Origin of the sequence: Ensifer sp. M14 (genome assembly GCF_003355565.1) — a bacterium.
Taxonomy (GTDB): domain Bacteria; phylum Pseudomonadota; class Alphaproteobacteria; order Rhizobiales; family Rhizobiaceae; genus Ensifer.
In genome coordinates, this window is the sequence record NZ_QJNR01000018.1 from 263,398 (window position 1) to 278,932 (window position 15,535).

A 15,535-nucleotide genomic window follows, 5' to 3' on the forward strand; every position below is an offset into this window, starting at 1 on the left:
CCATGATCGCCTGACCCCGAACATTTTCGCGTCGCTCCAGCGGGCATCTTGACCTCGACAAACATATCATACAATAACGGTAACATATATGATATGTAGTCCACAACATGATGGAGGAAATTAATGCTGACCGTTGAAACAAGGCAGGCCGTCAATCCGGAATACGCCAAGACGCTCGATACCTCGGGGCTTCGCAAGCATTTCTTGGCGCAGGAGATGTTTAAAACCGGAGAGATCCGGCTGATCTACACCCACTATGACCGTTTCGTGATCGGGGGGGCGGTGCCCGGCGAGAAGCCGTTGACGCTGAACAAGGTGGAGGAAACAAAGACCCCGTCATTCCTCGATCGCCGTGAAATGGGCATCGTCAATATCGGCGAGGCTGGAGCCGTGACGGCGGGCGGGCATGCCTACACCTTGAACCGTGGCGACGTCCTCTATCTGGGCGCCGGTTCGGGTGCCGTGACCTTTTCCGGCGGTGGCCGGTTCTACATCACGTCCTGCCCCGCGCATCGCAGCCTGCCGGCACGCCTCATCACTGCTTCCGAAAGCAAGGAAGTGAAAATGGGCGCGTCGGAAACCTCCAACAAGCGCACCATCAACCAGTTCATCCACCCGCTTGTGATGGAGAGTTGCCAGCTGGTTCTCGGTTACACGACGCTGGAGGACGGCTCCGTCTGGAACACCATTCCCTCGCATATCCATGACCGCCGCATGGAGGCCTACCTCTATTTCGGCATGGACGAAAAGTCACGGGTGCTCCACCTGATGGGTGAGCCCCAGGAGACGCGTCACCTGTTCATCTCGAACGAGGAGGGTGCGCTTTCTCCGCCCTGGTCCATCCATTCCGGCGCGGGTATCGGCTCGTACACGTTCATCTGGGCCATGGCCGGAGACAATGTCGACTACACCGACATGGACTTCATTCAGCCGAAGGATCTAAAATGATAAATTCCTTTTCGCTTCAAGGACGTAAGGCTCTGGTCACCGGCTCCAACACCGGCCTTGGCCAAGCGATTGCGGTTGGCCTCGCCGCCGCAGGGGCGGAGGTCCTGTGCGCTGCCCGTCGTGCGCCCGACGAGACGCTGGATCTGATCGCAAAGGCCGGCGGCAAGGCTGGTGGCCTTTCCCTCGACTTTACCGATCCCATGGCCGCACGGGACATCTTCCGGGATCAGGGCATCGACATCCTGGTCAACAACGCTGGCATCATTCGGCGCGCTGACGCGGTCGACTTTACCGAAGACGACTGGGATGCGGTGATCGATGTAAACCTGAAGGCGCTTTTCTTCACAACGCAGGCATTCGCAAAGGAATTGCTGGCCAAAGGGCGCCCGGGGAAAGTCGTCAATATCGCTTCGCTGCTTTCGTTCCAGGGCGGGATCCGCGTCCCGTCCTACACCGCTGCGAAGCACGGCGTCGCCGGCCTCACCAAGCTGCTCGCAAACGAATGGGCGGCGAGGGGCATCAATGTCAACGCCGTTGCGCCCGGTTATATCGAAACAAACAACACTGAAGCACTTCGTGCCGACGCTGGCCGCAACAAGGCAATCCTCGAGCGCATTCCGGCCAATCGATGGGGTCGACCAGAGGACATCGCCGGTGCGGTTGTCTTCCTGTCTTCGGCGGCAGCGGACTACGTGCACGGCGCCATTCTCAACGTCGACGGTGGCTGGCTGGCGCGGTGATCCGTCAAGCGAGCTGGTTATCATGTAACTTGTATGATAACTTATTGACATATGTATTATGTGTAGCTAAGTGTGCATCTGAAGCATGCACAGAGGAAAACGCAAATGAACCCTGAACACATCAAGGCTGCTCTCGGCTCCGGCCTTCTCTCCTTCCCGGTCACGCATTTCGACGCTGAAGGGCGCTTTGCACCGGAAAGCTACAAGGCGCATGTCGAATGGCTTGCCGGCTACGACGCTCCGGTGCTTTTCGCAGCCGGCGGCACCGGGGAATTCTTCTCGCTGAAGCCGGATGAGATTCCGGGTGTGGTCGCCGCCGCCAAGGAAGCGGCAGGAGAAACAGCCATCGTTTCGGGTTGTGGCTATGGCACCGATATCGCCGTCGATATCGCCCGCTCGGTCGAAAAGGTCGGCGCCGACGGCATCCTGCTTTTGCCGCACTACCTGATCGACGCGCCTCAGGAGGGCCTCTACGCCCACATCAAGAAGGTCTGCCAGTCGGTCGGTATCGGCGTCATGGTCTATAACCGTGACAATTCGGTGCTGCAGGCCGATACGCTTGCCCGGCTTTGCGACGAGTGCCCCAACCTGATCGGCTTCAAGGACGGCACGGGCGACATCGGCCTGCTGCGCCAGGTCACCGCAAAGATGGGTGATCGCCTGATGTATCTGGGCGGCATGCCCACGGCAGAACTCTTTGCCGAAGCCTATCTCGGTGCCGGCGTCACCACCTACTCGTCTGCCGTGTTCAACTTCGTGCCCGGTCTTGCCAACGAGTTCTACGTGGCCCTTCGCGCCGGCGATCACTCCACATGCGCCCGCATCCTGACGGATTTCTTCTATCCGTTCATGGCGATCCGCAATCGGGCCAAGGGCTATGCCGTCTCGGCGGTCAAGGCAGGCGTGCGGCTGCAGGGCTTCCACGCCGGTCCGGTGCGGGCACCGTTAGTGGATCTGACCGATGACGAGCTTGCCATGCTCGACGCCCTTATCGGCGTACACAAGCGCAAGGCCTGACACGGCGAACTCCGGAGGAACTCGATGAAGATCACCGCTGTTCGCACGCATCTCCTGGAACACCGGCTCGACACGCCGTTCGAAAGCGCCTCGATGCGCTTTGACCGGCGCGCCCATGTGCTGGTGGAGATCGAATGCGATGACGGGACGACCGGCTGGGGCGAATGCCTCGGCCCGGCCCGGCCCAATGCGGCGGTGGTCGCAGCCTATTCCAATTGGCTGATCGGTCAGGACCCGCGCCAGACCGAGAAGATTTGGGCGGTGCTTTACAACGCACTGCGCGATCAGGGGCAGCGCGGTCTGACCATCACCGCGCTGTCGGGCATCGACATTGCGCTCTGGGACATCAAGGGAAAGCACTATGGCGCCTCGATCTCCATGCTGCTCGGCGGGCGCTGGCGCGAAAGCGTGCGCGCCTATGCGACCGGCAGCTTCAAGCGCGATGGCGTCGACCGGATATCGGACAACGCCAATGAAATGGCGGAGCGACGCGCGCAGGGGTTCCATGCCTGCAAGATCAAGATTGGTTTCGGTGTCGACGAGGATCTGAGCGTCATCCGCGCAGTGCGCGAGGCGATCGGCTCCGACATGCGGCTGATGATCGACGCCAACCACGGCTACACCGTCACCGAAGCAATCCGGCTTGGCAAGGCAGCCGCGGAATACGATATCGACTGGTTCGAGGAACCGGTGGTGCCCGAGCAACTCTCGGCCTATCGCGAGATCCGGACATCTCAGCCCATCCCGGTCGCCGGCGGCGAGACCTGGCATACGCGCCATGGCATGTGGTCTGCCCTCCAGAGTGGTGCCGTCGATATACTCCAGCCTGACCTTTGCGGCTGCGGCGGGTTTTCCGAGGCTCAGAAGGTCGCAAGCCTGGCGACACTTCATGGCGTCCGGATCGTGCCGCATGTCTGGGGGACAGGCGTGCAGATCGCCGCTGCGCTGCAATTCATGGCGGCGATGGTACCTGATCCGGTCCGCGCCAATCCGATCGAGCCGATCATGGAGTTCGATCGCACGGAAAACCCGTTCCGTCAGGCGGTACTCACGGCGCCGCTGGAAGCGGTCAACGGCGTGGTCGCCATTCCGGATGGGCCCGGCCTCGGGATAGAGGTCAATCGCAAGGCGCTCGTCGAATTCAAGATGCCGGGCACCTGACGAAGGATGTCCGCCCGCACCCGTTGAAATACCAAGCCAATCCGGTCACATCCCGTCTTAAGCCAGTCGCTTCTCCATTGCGCCGGCCCTGGCTAGACGGATTTCCTGTTCCGGTTCATCGAGCTGCAGCAAATCGCCGTGCCGGCTCTGGTGAACCCTGTTCATATGACCGCGCGGGCTGAGCCCGAGTGTTCGCTTGAACATGCGCGAGAAATAGTAGGGGTCGCTATAGCCGACTTCCGCCGCCGCGGCCGCCACCGAAAGCCCCCCTTCGAGAAAATGCATGGCGCGCTCCATGCGCTTGAGTTCCTGGTACTTGCGCGGTGTGCGGCCCACCCGCTTCTGGAACTCGCGCAGGAAATAATCGGCGTTATAGGGCGAGGCGTCGACAGCTTTCGCCGCAATCTCCGGATCGAGCGGATGGGCCGAGATCATCGTTGCCGCCTTCATCACCGCAAGGTCGATCGCGTCTGCCCCCTCCGGCTGATAGGTGGCATGGTCTCGCCAGCCGAGAAAGGCATCCTCGATGAAGGCGATGAGCAGGACCATGAAAAGGTGATGCTGGCCGAGCGAGACGGAGGACGGGGGGGCGCTCTGGCGATAGTGGCGGGCGATAGGCTCGAGCAACGACCAACGGCTCAGTTGCAGTTTTGGTCTCATGTTCATCTGCGCGATCAGGTTATGGCGACCATAGATGTCGAGCGTAAAGTGCTGCGCTACGCCGACATAGGTTTCACGCCCTTCGTTCCAGCCGACGAAGCGTTGGCCGGCGCCGATCAACATCGCGTCGCCCGGCTCCATGACGTGTGGCTCGCCGTCGATCAGGTAGTGGCCGCGGCCCTCGAGGCAGATAATGAGATCGTCAACCGGGTTGGACTTGTCGATCCTCCAGGTCTGCGAGTGCTCCATGCGGATCGCCGCGCGCGTCAGATTGAGCGCCAACGCAGCCGGCGGAATGGCCGAGAGAATTCCACCTTCGATTTCGTCCATCTTTTTCCTTCCCTTTGTGAATTCATTCTGATCTGAAAATGCGAGAATGTCACCGCATAAACCGCGTCTTCTGGGGAGGAGATCGGTTCGTGGGATAGGTGGGGGCGTTGCCGCTCACATTTCCTGCACCGAATTAGGAGCCTGATTTGTACAAAATTGCATCTAATCTCACTGCGCTCAGGTGCTGCCCGGGAGGGTGGCCATGAAGATGCAGCGGCTTTTGGGGCTAGGCTATCTCACCCCCTATATCGTCGGCCTCTTGGTCTTTACGGCGATCCCGTTCATCGGATCGTTGTATCTGAGCTTCACCAGCTACGACCTGATGAGCGAGCCGCGTTGGACGGGGCTCGCCAACTATGAGCGGCTGTTCACGCGCGATCGCACCTTCATCAAATCGCTAAATGTGACGCTACTCTACGTGTTCCTGACGGTGCCTTTGAAGCTCGCTTTTGCGCTCTTCATTGCGGCGATCCTCAATTACAAGCTGATGTTCATCGGCCTGTTTCGGACCGCGTTCTACGTTCCGTCGATCCTCGGCGGCTCGATCGCTATTGCCGTTCTCTGGCGTTACATCTTCGCCACGGAAGGCCTTGCCAACATGGCATTGGCAACGCTCGGTCTTTCCCCGGTCGACTGGTTCGGTGATCCGACCAACGCGCTATTCACCATCACGCTTTTGCGCTGCTGGCAGTTCGGTTCAGCCATGGTGATCTTCCTTGCCGCGCTGCAGTCGATCGACAAGTCGCTCTACGAAGCGGCAGCCATCGACGGCGCAGGCAAGGTGCGCACCTTCTTCTTCATCACGTTGCCATTGCTGACGCCGGTCATCTTCTTCAACCTCATCATGCAGATGGTTCAGGCGTTCCAGGAGTTCAACGGCCCCTACATCATCACCCAGGGCGGCCCCCTGAAGTCCACCTATCTGCTGCCGCTCTACATTTACGATGAGGCCTTCAAGAAGTTCAACATGGGCTACGCGTCGTCCATCGCCTGGGTCCTCTTCGCCATCATAACCGTACTCACCCTCGTCGCCTTCTGGTCTTCCAAGAAGTGGGTTTTCTACGCCGGCGACAAGCGGAGCTGATCTGACATGACCGATCTTACCTTCAACGACCGCCAGGCCGCGCGCCGCGCAAGGCTCAGACTGATCTCGACGGCGATCCGCTACATCCTTCTTTTCGCGGTCGGCTTCGTGATGCTCTATCCGCTGATCTGGCTGGTCGGCGCTAGCTTCAAGACGAACTCGGAGATCTTTGCAGGTGCCGGCTTTCTGCCGGAGAATCCGACCGCCGACGGCTACATCAAGGGCTGGCAGACATCGACGCCCTACACGTTCGGGCGCTTCTTCTGGAATTCGTTCCTGATCATCCTGCCGAAGGTGATCGGCACGGCCATCTCCTGCACGCTGGCAGCCTATGCCTTCGCTCGGTTCGATTTTCCTTTTAAGAAGATCCTGTTCGGCTCGGTGATCGCGATCCTGCTTTTGCCCAACGTCGTCACCCGCATTCCGCAGTATATCCTGTTCCGCGACCTTGGCTGGCTCGACAGCTTCCTGCCGCTCTGGGTTCCCTCGGCGCTCGCCGGTGACGCTTTCTTCGTTTTCATGCTGGTGCAATTCCTGCGCTCGTTGCCGACGGACATGGAGGAGGCGGCGCGGGTCGATGGGGCCAACAGCCTCCAGACCCTGATCTACATCGTCGTGCCGATGCTCGCTCCGGCTTTGATCTCGGTGTGCCTGTTCCAGTTCATGTGGACCATGAACGACTTCCTCGGGCCGCTGATCTACCTGTCCTCGGTGGACAAGTATCCGGTCAGTCTCGCCCTCAAGCTTTCCATCGACACGACGGAAGCGTTCGAATGGAACCGCATCCTGGCGATGTCGGTGCTCACGATCGCTCCGGCGTTGATCGTCTTCTTCGCCGCGCAGAAATATTTCATCGAAGGGATCTCCTCCGGGGGGATCAAGGGCTGACCATGGCTAAGGTTCAACTGAAAAATCTCGAAAAGGTCTATGGCAACGCCTTCAAGGCGGTCCATGGCATCAACCTCGATATCGACGATGGCGAGTTCATGGTCTTTGTCGGTCCGTCCGGCTGCGCCAAGTCGACGACATTGCGCATGGTTGCGGGACTTGAGGAGATTTCCGGCGGGGAGGTCGTCATTGGCGATCGACGTGTCAACGATCTGCCACCCGGCAAGCGCTCGATCGCCATGGTGTTCCAGAACTACGCGCTCTATCCGCACATGAAGGTGAGAGGCAATCTGGCCTTCGGACTGAAAATCGCCGGGAAACCCAAGGCGGAGATCGATGCCGCGATCGAACGTGTCGCCAGGATTCTCGAGATCGAACCCTTGCTCGACCGGCTTCCCAAGCAGCTCTCGGGCGGCCAGGCCCAGCGCGTCGCACTCGGGCGTGCGCTGATCAAGAAGCCGGGCGTTTTTCTGTTCGACGAGCCGCTGTCCAACCTCGACGCAAAATTGCGCGCCTCTATGCGGGTTCGCATCACCGATCTGCACCGGCAGCTGAAAGCAGAGGGTCTGTCGTCGACGGTCATCTACGTGACGCATGACCAGACCGAGGCGATGACGATGGGCGACCGCATCTGCGTGATGCAGGCGGGGCACATCATGCAGGTTGCGACGCCGAAGGAACTCTATGAACGTCCGGCGAACCTGTTTGTCGCGGGGTTCATCGGCAGCCCTGAGATGAACCTCATCGATGCCAGGCTCGATGGCGCCACCTTCTCGATCGGCAACCAGAGCATGCCGCTCGGAGCGCATTTGGAGGGCCGGCTTTCGGCGCACCCGGCGGAGGCTGTGGTGGGCATGCGCCCGCAGCACCTTTCGCTTGCCGCCGACGGTCCCGCCGCCTTCACGGCGAAACTCGCCAATGCGGAGTTCATGGGCCACGAAGTCTATCTCCATGCCGACCTGGAGGGCCACAGGGTCGTCAGCGTCGTTGGTGCGGCCGATTTCGAAGCGCTGGGGCGCTCGGAGACGATCCGCCTGCGTCCCGACCTGGAACGATTGCACATTTTCGACAAGACCGACGGCCGCAACGTCTCGCTTTGAGGAGGCAACGTTGAGCCCTGTATCAACACGGAGGAGAACCATGAAGACTGCGAGAATCTTAGCTGCATTGACCGGCGTCGCCTATGGCGCGCTTTCGCTCGGCGCCACCGCTCAGGCGGCCGAATTGCGCATGGCGTGGTGGGGCGGCGACAGCCGGCACGTCGCCACCCAGAAGGCGACAGCTGCCTGTGGCCAGAAATACGGGCACACCGTCAAGGGTGAGTTCACCGGTTTCGACGGTTATCTCGAAAAGCTGACCACCCAGATGGCCGGCAGGACCGAGTCAGACATCGTTCAGGTCAACTGGCCATGGCTGCCGCTGTTTTCCAAGAACGGCGAAGGTTTCGCCGATCTGCGCACGTTGAAGGCGATCGATCTGACCAACTGGACGGAGGGCGATCTCGCCGCAGGCTCGATGAACGGGGTGCTGCAGGGACTATCCGTCTCGACGACGGGTCGTGTCTTCTTCTTCAACGCGACCACCTTTGAAAAGGCCGGCGTCGATATCCCTAAGAATTGGGACGAATTCTTCGCCGCGACAGCGACCATCAAGGACAAGCTCGGCAAGGACCACTACACCTTCAACGCGGTCAAGGAGACCGCCCAGCTGCTGGTGACGCTTGCCGTCGTGCAAAAGACCGGCAAGGACCTCGTCGACCAGACAAACAATCGTGTCGCCTGGACGCCTGAGGAACTCGCCGAAGGCATATCCTTCCTCGGCAAGCTGGTGGAGACCGGCTCAATCCGTTCTCAAAAAGAAGAGGCAGCCGACGGCAACGTCAACCTGTTTGAAAAGCCCGCCTGGGCCGAAGGCAAGGTCGCCGGCTCCTATGAATGGGATTCAACCTATTCCAAGTACGCCGATCCGTTGGAAGACGGTCAGGTTCTCAAACCCGTGCCGATGCTGAAGCTTGCAGGCGCGGTGACCGAAGGCGTCTATCGCAAGCCCTCCATGGTGTTCTCGATTTCCAAGAATTCGAAAAACCAGGAGGCCGCCGCTCAGATCGTCAACTGCCTGCTGAACGAGCCGGAAGGCATCGACGCCCTTGGCACGTCGCGTGGGCTTCCCGCATCGAAGGCCGCTGCCGCCCGCCTCGGCGACAAGGGCGAGGCGGAGGTTCGCGCCGCCAACGCCATCGTCATGGCCGCGACCGGGCCGACGGTTTCGCCCTTCAACGAACATCCGGAAATTCGAGCCGCCTTTATCGATACGCTCGAGGAATACGCCTACGGCCAGCTCACCGCGCAAGAGGCTGCCCAGCAGATCATCGACACGGTGAACGACGTTCTCGCCGAGTTCGATTGACCACAAAGATTGCCCGCCGCGGGATGCCGCGGCGGGACTTCCGCCCGCCAGACGGGCATGGAACACGAGGCAAGACATGATCCGACCATCCATCATCGCGCTCTCGGCGCGAACGGCGGCGCTATGCCTGCCTGCGCCCGGTGCGCTCTACTGGCTGCGGGAAAAGACGGCCTGGCGGCTGTCCTCGCCGGACGACGCCTTGGACTGGCAGCAGGGGGTCGCCGACACTGTCGTGACCCTGTTGCATAGGCTTCATCCGGCGCGCCGCTATCTTTTCGAGGCGGAGGGGTTTCTGCCGGTGGCGTTCGAAACAGCGCCTTGCGCCGGTCGCGTCGATGCAGCCGATTTCGGTCTCGTGGCCGATGTTGCGCCCGACGATCTCTATGGCGCCGGCGCCAATGCCGTAGCACTCACCGATGCGGTCGCAGCCGTTCCCAAGGGAGGCACGCTTTTCCTTGGTGCGGGCCTGTGGACGTCGTTGCCGGTCCGCCTCAAGGGTCAGATGACCTTGCATCTTGCGGAAGGGGCGATCCTTCAAGCGCCATCTGGGCGCACCGGGTGGCCAATTCTGCCTTCGCACGATCATTGCGGCCGCATGCTCGGCAGCTGGGAAGGTCTGCCTGCAGCGTGTTTTGCGGCGCCGGTGCACGCTGTTTCGGCGGAAAACCTGGTGATCGAGGGAAGGGGCGCCGTCGACGGCTCCGGCGACAGAGGCGATTGGTGGAGCTGGCCGAAGGAGACCCGGGACGGGGCGCGGCGCCCACGCGGCCTGCATCTCATTTCGTGCCGCGATATAACCCTGCTCGGCTTCACGATCCGCAACGCGCCGTCCTGGACCATTCATCCGCAAGGCTGCGAGCGGCTGACGGCCGCCGGACTTACGATCGTCGCGCCGCCTGACAGCCCGAACACCGATGGCTTCAACCCGGAGAGCTGCCGAGACGTCGCGATTTCAGGTGTCCGCTTTTCTGTCGGCGACGATTGCATCGCGATCAAGGCGGGCAAACGCGGTCCCGATGGTGAAGACGATCATCTCAGCGAAACGCGTGGCGTTCGCGTCAGCCACTGCCTGATGGAGCGAGGCCACGGCGGGCTGGTGATCGGCTCGGAGATGTCCGGTGGCGTGCATGACGTCTGCGTCGAGGATTGCGAGATGATCGGCACCGATCGCGGCTTGCGGTTGAAGACCCGTCGCGGTCGCGGCGGGTCGATCACCAATATCGCCATGCGCCGCGTGCGGCTCGATGGCGTCGAAACCGCGCTTTCGGCCAACGCCCACTACCATTGCGATGCCGATGGCCACGATCCCTGGGTGCAGAGCCGTGAGCCGGCGGCCGTCAGTTCCGCAACGCCGGTCATCGACGGCGTAACCATAGAGGACGTCGAGATCCGTGGGCTCGCCCACGCGGCAGGCGCGTTTCTCGGTCTACCCGAAGCCCCGATCCGCAACGTTGATATTCGCCGCCTGAAAATCATCTCGCGCGACCCCGCGGCAATCGCGACGCCTCCCATCATGGCCGACCGCGTACGGCCCATGCGCCATGAGGCGATCGTTGCCGAGCAATCCGAGATCAATTGCGACGATCCCGCCTTGCTCAGTGCCGCCTCCGTTTCCCTTTCCTTTGAATGAGATCCGCCCGTGAACCCGACAGACTATTTCGATGAATTCGCCACGCGTTACAGCCCGTACAAAGGCGGCGACTGGTGCTACGAGGATGGATGCGTTTATCGCGGCCTCATTCATCTCTTCGAGGCGACAGGGGATTCGCGCTGGAAGGCGCATCTTCATCGCCTTGCGGATCCGCAGATCGCGGTTGACGGTGCGCTTTCGGGGTACGATCCTTGTGAATACAACATCGACCATATTCTTGCCGGACGCTCTCTGTTCGCGCTCGCCGAAGAGGCTGACGATCCGCGCTATCGTCTGGCGGCGGACCGTCTGGCAAGGCAATTGCAGAGCCATCCCCGCATCGCTGCCGGCAATTACTGGCACAAGAAGCGTTATCCGCATCAGGTCTGGCTGGACGGGCTCTACATGGGGCTGCCGTTCCAGATCGAGTACGGCAAATCCACCGGCCGCGCCGGCCTGATCGCCGACGCGCTGCAGCAGTTCTCGACGGCTCTTGCATTAACGGCCACCCCGGGCGGCCTCTATGTCCATGGCTATGACGACAGCCGCCGGCAGCGCTGGGCCGACCCGGTGACCGGGCAGTCTCCCGCCGTCTGGGCACGTGCGGTCGGCTGGCTAGCCATGGCACTGGTCGATGCTCTGGCGATGCTGCCGGCCGACGAGGCCACCGCTTCGCTGCGCCAGCGGGCGGGCGGTCTTTTAACGGAGATCACGACCCGCCAGGTGACCTCTACCGGTCTCTGGCCGCAGGTGTTGGACGCGCCGGATCTCGAGGGCAATTACGAGGAGAGTTCAGCCTCGGCCATGTTCGCCTATGCGCTCATACGCGCCGTCCGGCACGGTCTGTTCGAGCCGGATCGGACAGAAGCCCTGGTGGCAGCCGGTAGACGAGCGCTCGACGCCCTCCTGAATACCCGCATCGTCGCCGATGCCGAAGGCATCGCTCGTTTCACAACCATCGTCCACGTCGCCGGTCTTGGCGGCTTCGAGGGCAACTATCGCGACGGCTCCCCAGGTTACTATCTCACCGAGCCTGTCGTTGCCGATGACGCCAAAGGTGTCGGGCCGCTGATGATGGCCTATGCCGAAAGCCTGATGGTGGCGTCCTAACGCCTGTCCAGGAAAAGTGTAGAGCTTCTGAACACAGGCGTTTCGATCGACGCCTGTGTTCACACCGTTGTTACCGGCTGTCTATCGTCTCGCGGAGCAATCGCCGGTCACAGGAGTTCGTACCGCCGCAGAATGTCCTCGATCTGGGCGTCCTGATCCTTGTTGGGCAAAAGGGCCGGCTGACGGCTGGCGCCAACGGAAGCATCCTGCAGATAGAGCGAACGCTTGACCATCGCCGGTGCGAAGCCGAGGGCATACAGATCCGTGCGAAAGGCCGAGTAGATGGCCTGCTGCCGCTCGGCTTCGGCAACGTCGCCCGAATTGAACGCTGTCAAAATACCCGCCAGGACGTTTGGCATGGCATTGCCTAGGCCCGATATGCACCCGGCCGCGCCGTTTTGCAGTGCCCAAAGCACCAGATGGTCGGGACCTGAATAGACTTCGAAACCTTCTACGTCCCTGGCCACGGCGAGATAGGCCTCGAGCGTCTCTTTCGCTCCACCGGAATCCTTGATGCCGGCGATGTTTCCGTGCCCTGAAAGCCTGCGCGCGGTCTCCGGCTCGATGTGGTTCTGCGTGCGGGCCGGAATATCGTAGAGGTAGATCGGGGTCTCGACGGCGTCGGCAACCGTCGAGAAGTGACGGATCAGGCCATCCTGGGTGCAGGCGATGAAGAACGGGGTAATCACGGCGATGCCATCGACGCCGATGCGATCGAATTCGCGTGCGAGTTTCAGTGTCTCGAAGGTTGCGGGCATGCCGGCATTGACGATCACCTTGACGCGGCCGGCGACCTCGTCGACGACTTCCTCGGTCAGGCGTACCTTTTCTTCGAAGGTGAGAGCGCTGAAGTCACCGTTCGTGCCGGCGCACATGATGTTGTTGCCGGCTTCCACCTGTCGGCGGACCTGGGCGCGCGTCGCGTCGTAGTTGATCGTCTCATCGTCGTTAAAGCAGGTAACGAGCGCGACAAAGGCTTGCTTGGACATTGTTATCTCCAGTGATGGGAGCGCTCTCTCAAGAGGCGCATTCGAGGCGGGCGGCGCGATTGGCCGCCTGGACGTCGGGATCCGGATCAAGTCCGGCAGCCAGAAGCGCGCGCGTATAGTCCTGGCGTGGCGCCTCGAAGACCTCGCGTACCGTGCCGAGTTCGACGACATTGCCCTTTTGCATCACCATGACGTGGTCGGCGAAGTCGCGGACAACAGGAAGATCGTGGGCGATGAAGATGAAGGCAATGCCCATGTCCTTGCGAAGCTTGTCCAGAAGGGCAATGACCTGGGCCTGGACCGAGACATCGAGCGCCGAGACGGCCTCGTCGCAGATGATCAGTTGCGGTTCGAGCGCCAGCGCTCGGGCAATGGCGATGCGCTGGCGCTGGCCGCCGGAAAACTGGTGCGGATATCGCCCCATATGCTCCGGGCCAAGGCCGACCTGAACCAGGAGCTCGGCGACGCGCTCGCGCCATTTGGCCTTGGGCAGGATGTCCGGATGGATCACCCAGGCCTCGGAGATCAGCTGGTAAACGGTCATGCGCGGGTTGAGCGACTGGGTGGGATCCTGGAACACCATCTGAAGGTCGCGCCGTAGCTTGTAAAGTTCCGCCGGCGAAAGCTGGAACAGGTCACGGCCCTTCCATAGGGCGCTGCCGCTGTCGGGCTCGTCCAGCCGGAGGAGAATGCGGGCGAGGGTGGATTTGCCCGAGCCGCTCTCGCCGACGACGGCCATGGTCTCGCCCGGCATGAGGTCGAACGAGATGCCTTTCAACGCTTCGAAGCTGCCATAGTGCTTGCGCACGTCACGAACCGACAGGACCGGCGCGCCGCGCGCTGCGGGCGAATGCATCTTGCCCTTTCCGGGGGCGGCGGCGATCAGCTTGCGGGTATAGGGATGCTGTGGGTTCTTGTAGACATCGCGAACCGTTCCCGCCTCGACCAGTTCGCCCTTTTCCATCACCACGACGCGGTCGGCAATTTCGGCGACGACACCGAGATCATGGGTGATGATCAGGACCGCCATGCCGGTTTCCTGCTGCAGTTCCTCGAGAAGCGCCAGCACCTCTGCCTGAACGGTCACGTCGAGCGCCGTCGTCGGCTCGTCGGCGATCAGCAGATCTGGGCGGAGCGCAAGCGCCATGGCGATCATGACGCGCTGGCGCTGGCCGCCGGAAAACTCGTGCGGATATTTGTCGAGCGAATTTTCGGGATCGGGAATGCCGACGCGGGTCAGCAGTCTAAGGGCCTCGGCCTGCGCTTCGGTGTTTCCAGTGCCGTGGGTCGTCAGTGCCTCGCGGATCTGCCAACCGACCGTATAAACCGGGTTCAAGTGGCTCAGCGGATCCTGAAAGATCATCGCGATGCGGCGGCCGTTCACTTCCCGGCGCTTGTGCGTCGGCATCGTCAGGAGGTCCACGCCGTCAAGCAGGATTTCGCCGGAGCTGATGCGGCCGGGCGGCATGTCGATCAGGTTCATGATCGCCGACGACGATACCGACTTGCCCGACCCGCTTTCGCCCAGGATCGCCAGCGTTTCGCCGCGATCGAGGTGATACGAGATATTGCGGACGGCTTTGACGACGCCCATCACGGTGTGAAATTCGACCGAGAGGTTCCGCACTTCCAGCAGATGGTCAGCCATTCTTGCGACCTTTCATTTCCAGGCGCCAGCGCTGGACTGGATCGAGCGCGATGCGCATCCAGTTCGAAAGCAGGTTGAGCGACATGGTCGTCAAGATGATTGCAAGCCCCGGCCAGAAGGACAGCCACCAGGCATTGGTGAGATATTGCCTGCCTTGAGAAATCATCAGGCCCCAGGTGATTTCGGGTGGCTGAATGCCGATGCCGAGGAAGGAAAGCGCGCTTTCCGCCAGCATCACATAGGCGAAGTCGAGGGTGGCCAGCGTCGTCAGGGTTGGCAGGACCACGGGCAGGATGTGCCGGAACAGGATGCGCTTGCTGGAAGCGCCCATGACGCGTGCGGCTTGCACGAACATGCGCTCGCGGATTTCCAGCACCTCGGCGCGGGTGGTTCGCAGATAGACCGGAATGCGCGTGATCGAGAGAACCAGCATCAGGTTCAGGATCGACGAGCCGAGGACATAGAGCACGATCACCGCGATCAGCAGCGACGGGAACGACATGATGACGTCGGCCAGCCGCATGATGACCTGGTTGACGCGCTCGGAGGAAAAGCCTGCGATCAGACCGAGCGTGGTGCCGACGATCGCAGAGATCGCGACCGCACCGGCGGCAACCATCAGCGTGTTTTGCGTTGCGACGATGATGCGGGCAAACAGCGGACGACCGAGCGCATCCGCCCCCATCCACCAGACCCAGCCGCGTTCCCATTCGAACGGCGCTGCATTTCGGCCACGCAGGTTTTGCTTCGTCGCAAGGTCGCCAAGCCAGCTCGGCCCGACGATCGCGAGAATGAGCACTGTGATCAGAAAGATGGCGGCGCAAAGAGCGAACTTGTCCGCCCACAGCATGCGCGCCATGCGAACAGCAAAGGTCGGTTCCTGGAGTATCGCCGTATCTGTCGTCTGTAAGGTCATGGCCGGCC

At 61.5% G+C, this 15,535-nt stretch carries 14 protein-coding genes; 10 read left to right on the forward strand and 4 right to left on the reverse strand.

Going from position 1 to position 15,535, the window contains the following annotated elements; translation table 11 throughout:
• Window positions 1–123 precede the first annotated feature (123 nt).
• The 4 genes from kduI to BLJAPNOD_RS33735 all read left to right on the forward strand — a co-directional run bounded on the left by kduI (window position 124) and on the right by BLJAPNOD_RS33735 (window position 3,866).
• Window positions 124–948: a 5-dehydro-4-deoxy-D-glucuronate isomerase gene (kduI, locus tag BLJAPNOD_RS33720; protein WP_115423019.1), complete on the forward strand. Its 825-nt coding sequence runs from the start codon at window positions 124–126 to the stop codon at window positions 946–948.
• Window positions 945–1,688, forward strand: a complete 744-nt coding sequence (gene kduD / locus BLJAPNOD_RS33725) for a 2-dehydro-3-deoxy-D-gluconate 5-dehydrogenase KduD (protein ID WP_115423020.1) — start codon at window positions 945–947, stop codon at window positions 1,686–1,688. Before kduI ends, kduD begins: the two co-directional genes overlap by 4 nt.
• Before the next feature lie 105 nt (window positions 1,689–1,793).
• Window positions 1,794–2,705, forward strand: a complete 912-nt coding sequence (kdgD, locus tag BLJAPNOD_RS33730; RefSeq protein WP_115423021.1) for a 5-dehydro-4-deoxyglucarate dehydratase — start codon at window positions 1,794–1,796, stop codon at window positions 2,703–2,705.
• A gap of 24 nt (window positions 2,706–2,729) precedes the next feature.
• Window positions 2,730–3,866: a mandelate racemase/muconate lactonizing enzyme family protein gene (locus BLJAPNOD_RS33735; protein WP_077502341.1), complete on the forward strand. Its 1,137-nt coding sequence runs from the start codon at window positions 2,730–2,732 to the stop codon at window positions 3,864–3,866.
• Window positions 3,867–3,923: 57 nt separating this feature from the next.
• On the opposite strand, the gene BLJAPNOD_RS33740 is transcribed toward BLJAPNOD_RS33735, so the two are convergent.
• Window positions 3,924–4,856 carry an AraC family transcriptional regulator gene (locus tag BLJAPNOD_RS33740; protein WP_115423022.1) on the reverse strand — a complete coding sequence of 311 codons (933 nt, stop codon included), beginning with the start codon at window positions 4,854–4,856 and terminating at the stop codon, window positions 3,924–3,926.
• A gap of 202 nt (window positions 4,857–5,058) precedes the next feature.
• On the opposite strand from BLJAPNOD_RS33740, the gene BLJAPNOD_RS33745 reads away from it, so the two are divergent.
• From BLJAPNOD_RS33745 to BLJAPNOD_RS33770, 6 genes are all read left to right on the forward strand, one after another.
• Window positions 5,059–5,940, forward strand: coding sequence for a sugar ABC transporter permease (locus BLJAPNOD_RS33745; RefSeq protein ID WP_077502343.1), 882 nt, complete (start codon window positions 5,059–5,061; stop codon window positions 5,938–5,940).
• A gap of 6 nt (window positions 5,941–5,946) precedes the next feature.
• The gene (locus BLJAPNOD_RS33750) at window positions 5,947–6,828 is read left to right on the forward strand and encodes a carbohydrate ABC transporter permease (protein WP_115423023.1); all 882 of its coding nucleotides are present in this window, start codon (window positions 5,947–5,949) and stop codon (window positions 6,826–6,828) included.
• A gap of 2 nt (window positions 6,829–6,830) precedes the next feature.
• Window positions 6,831–7,928, forward strand: a complete 1,098-nt coding sequence (ugpC, locus tag BLJAPNOD_RS33755; protein WP_077502345.1) for a sn-glycerol-3-phosphate ABC transporter ATP-binding protein UgpC — start codon at window positions 6,831–6,833, stop codon at window positions 7,926–7,928.
• A 40-nt stretch (window positions 7,929–7,968) separates the two neighbouring features.
• Window positions 7,969–9,234, forward strand: a complete 1,266-nt coding sequence (locus BLJAPNOD_RS33760; protein ID WP_115423024.1) for an ABC transporter substrate-binding protein — start codon at window positions 7,969–7,971, stop codon at window positions 9,232–9,234.
• A gap of 76 nt (window positions 9,235–9,310) precedes the next feature.
• Window positions 9,311–10,864 carry a glycoside hydrolase family 28 protein gene (locus BLJAPNOD_RS33765; RefSeq protein ID WP_115423025.1) on the forward strand — a complete coding sequence of 518 codons (1,554 nt, stop codon included), beginning with the start codon at window positions 9,311–9,313 and terminating at the stop codon, window positions 10,862–10,864.
• A 9-nt stretch (window positions 10,865–10,873) separates the two neighbouring features.
• Entirely contained in the window at window positions 10,874–11,974 is a 1,101-nt protein-coding gene (locus BLJAPNOD_RS33770) for a glycoside hydrolase family 88 protein (RefSeq protein WP_077502348.1), read from the forward strand.
• Between the two features lie 107 nt (window positions 11,975–12,081).
• Here BLJAPNOD_RS33770 and BLJAPNOD_RS33775 read toward each other — a convergent pair whose 3' ends face one another.
• Genes BLJAPNOD_RS33775 through BLJAPNOD_RS33785 form a run of 3 tightly spaced genes read right to left on the reverse strand, consistent with a single transcriptional unit; the run spans window position 12,082 to window position 15,527 of the window.
• Window positions 12,082–12,963, reverse strand: a complete 882-nt coding sequence (locus BLJAPNOD_RS33775; protein WP_115423026.1) for a dihydrodipicolinate synthase family protein — start codon at window positions 12,961–12,963, stop codon at window positions 12,082–12,084.
• A 28-nt stretch (window positions 12,964–12,991) separates the two neighbouring features.
• Complete coding sequence (locus tag BLJAPNOD_RS33780; protein WP_115423027.1) at window positions 12,992–14,611, reverse strand: ABC transporter ATP-binding protein; 1,620 nt, start codon at window positions 14,609–14,611, stop codon at window positions 12,992–12,994.
• A complete protein-coding gene (locus tag BLJAPNOD_RS33785; protein ID WP_077502351.1) occupies window positions 14,604–15,527 on the reverse strand; it encodes an ABC transporter permease in 924 nt (307 codons plus the stop codon). The genes BLJAPNOD_RS33780 and BLJAPNOD_RS33785 overlap by 8 nt, the downstream gene beginning before the upstream one ends.
• Window positions 15,528–15,535: the final 8 nt, after the last annotated feature.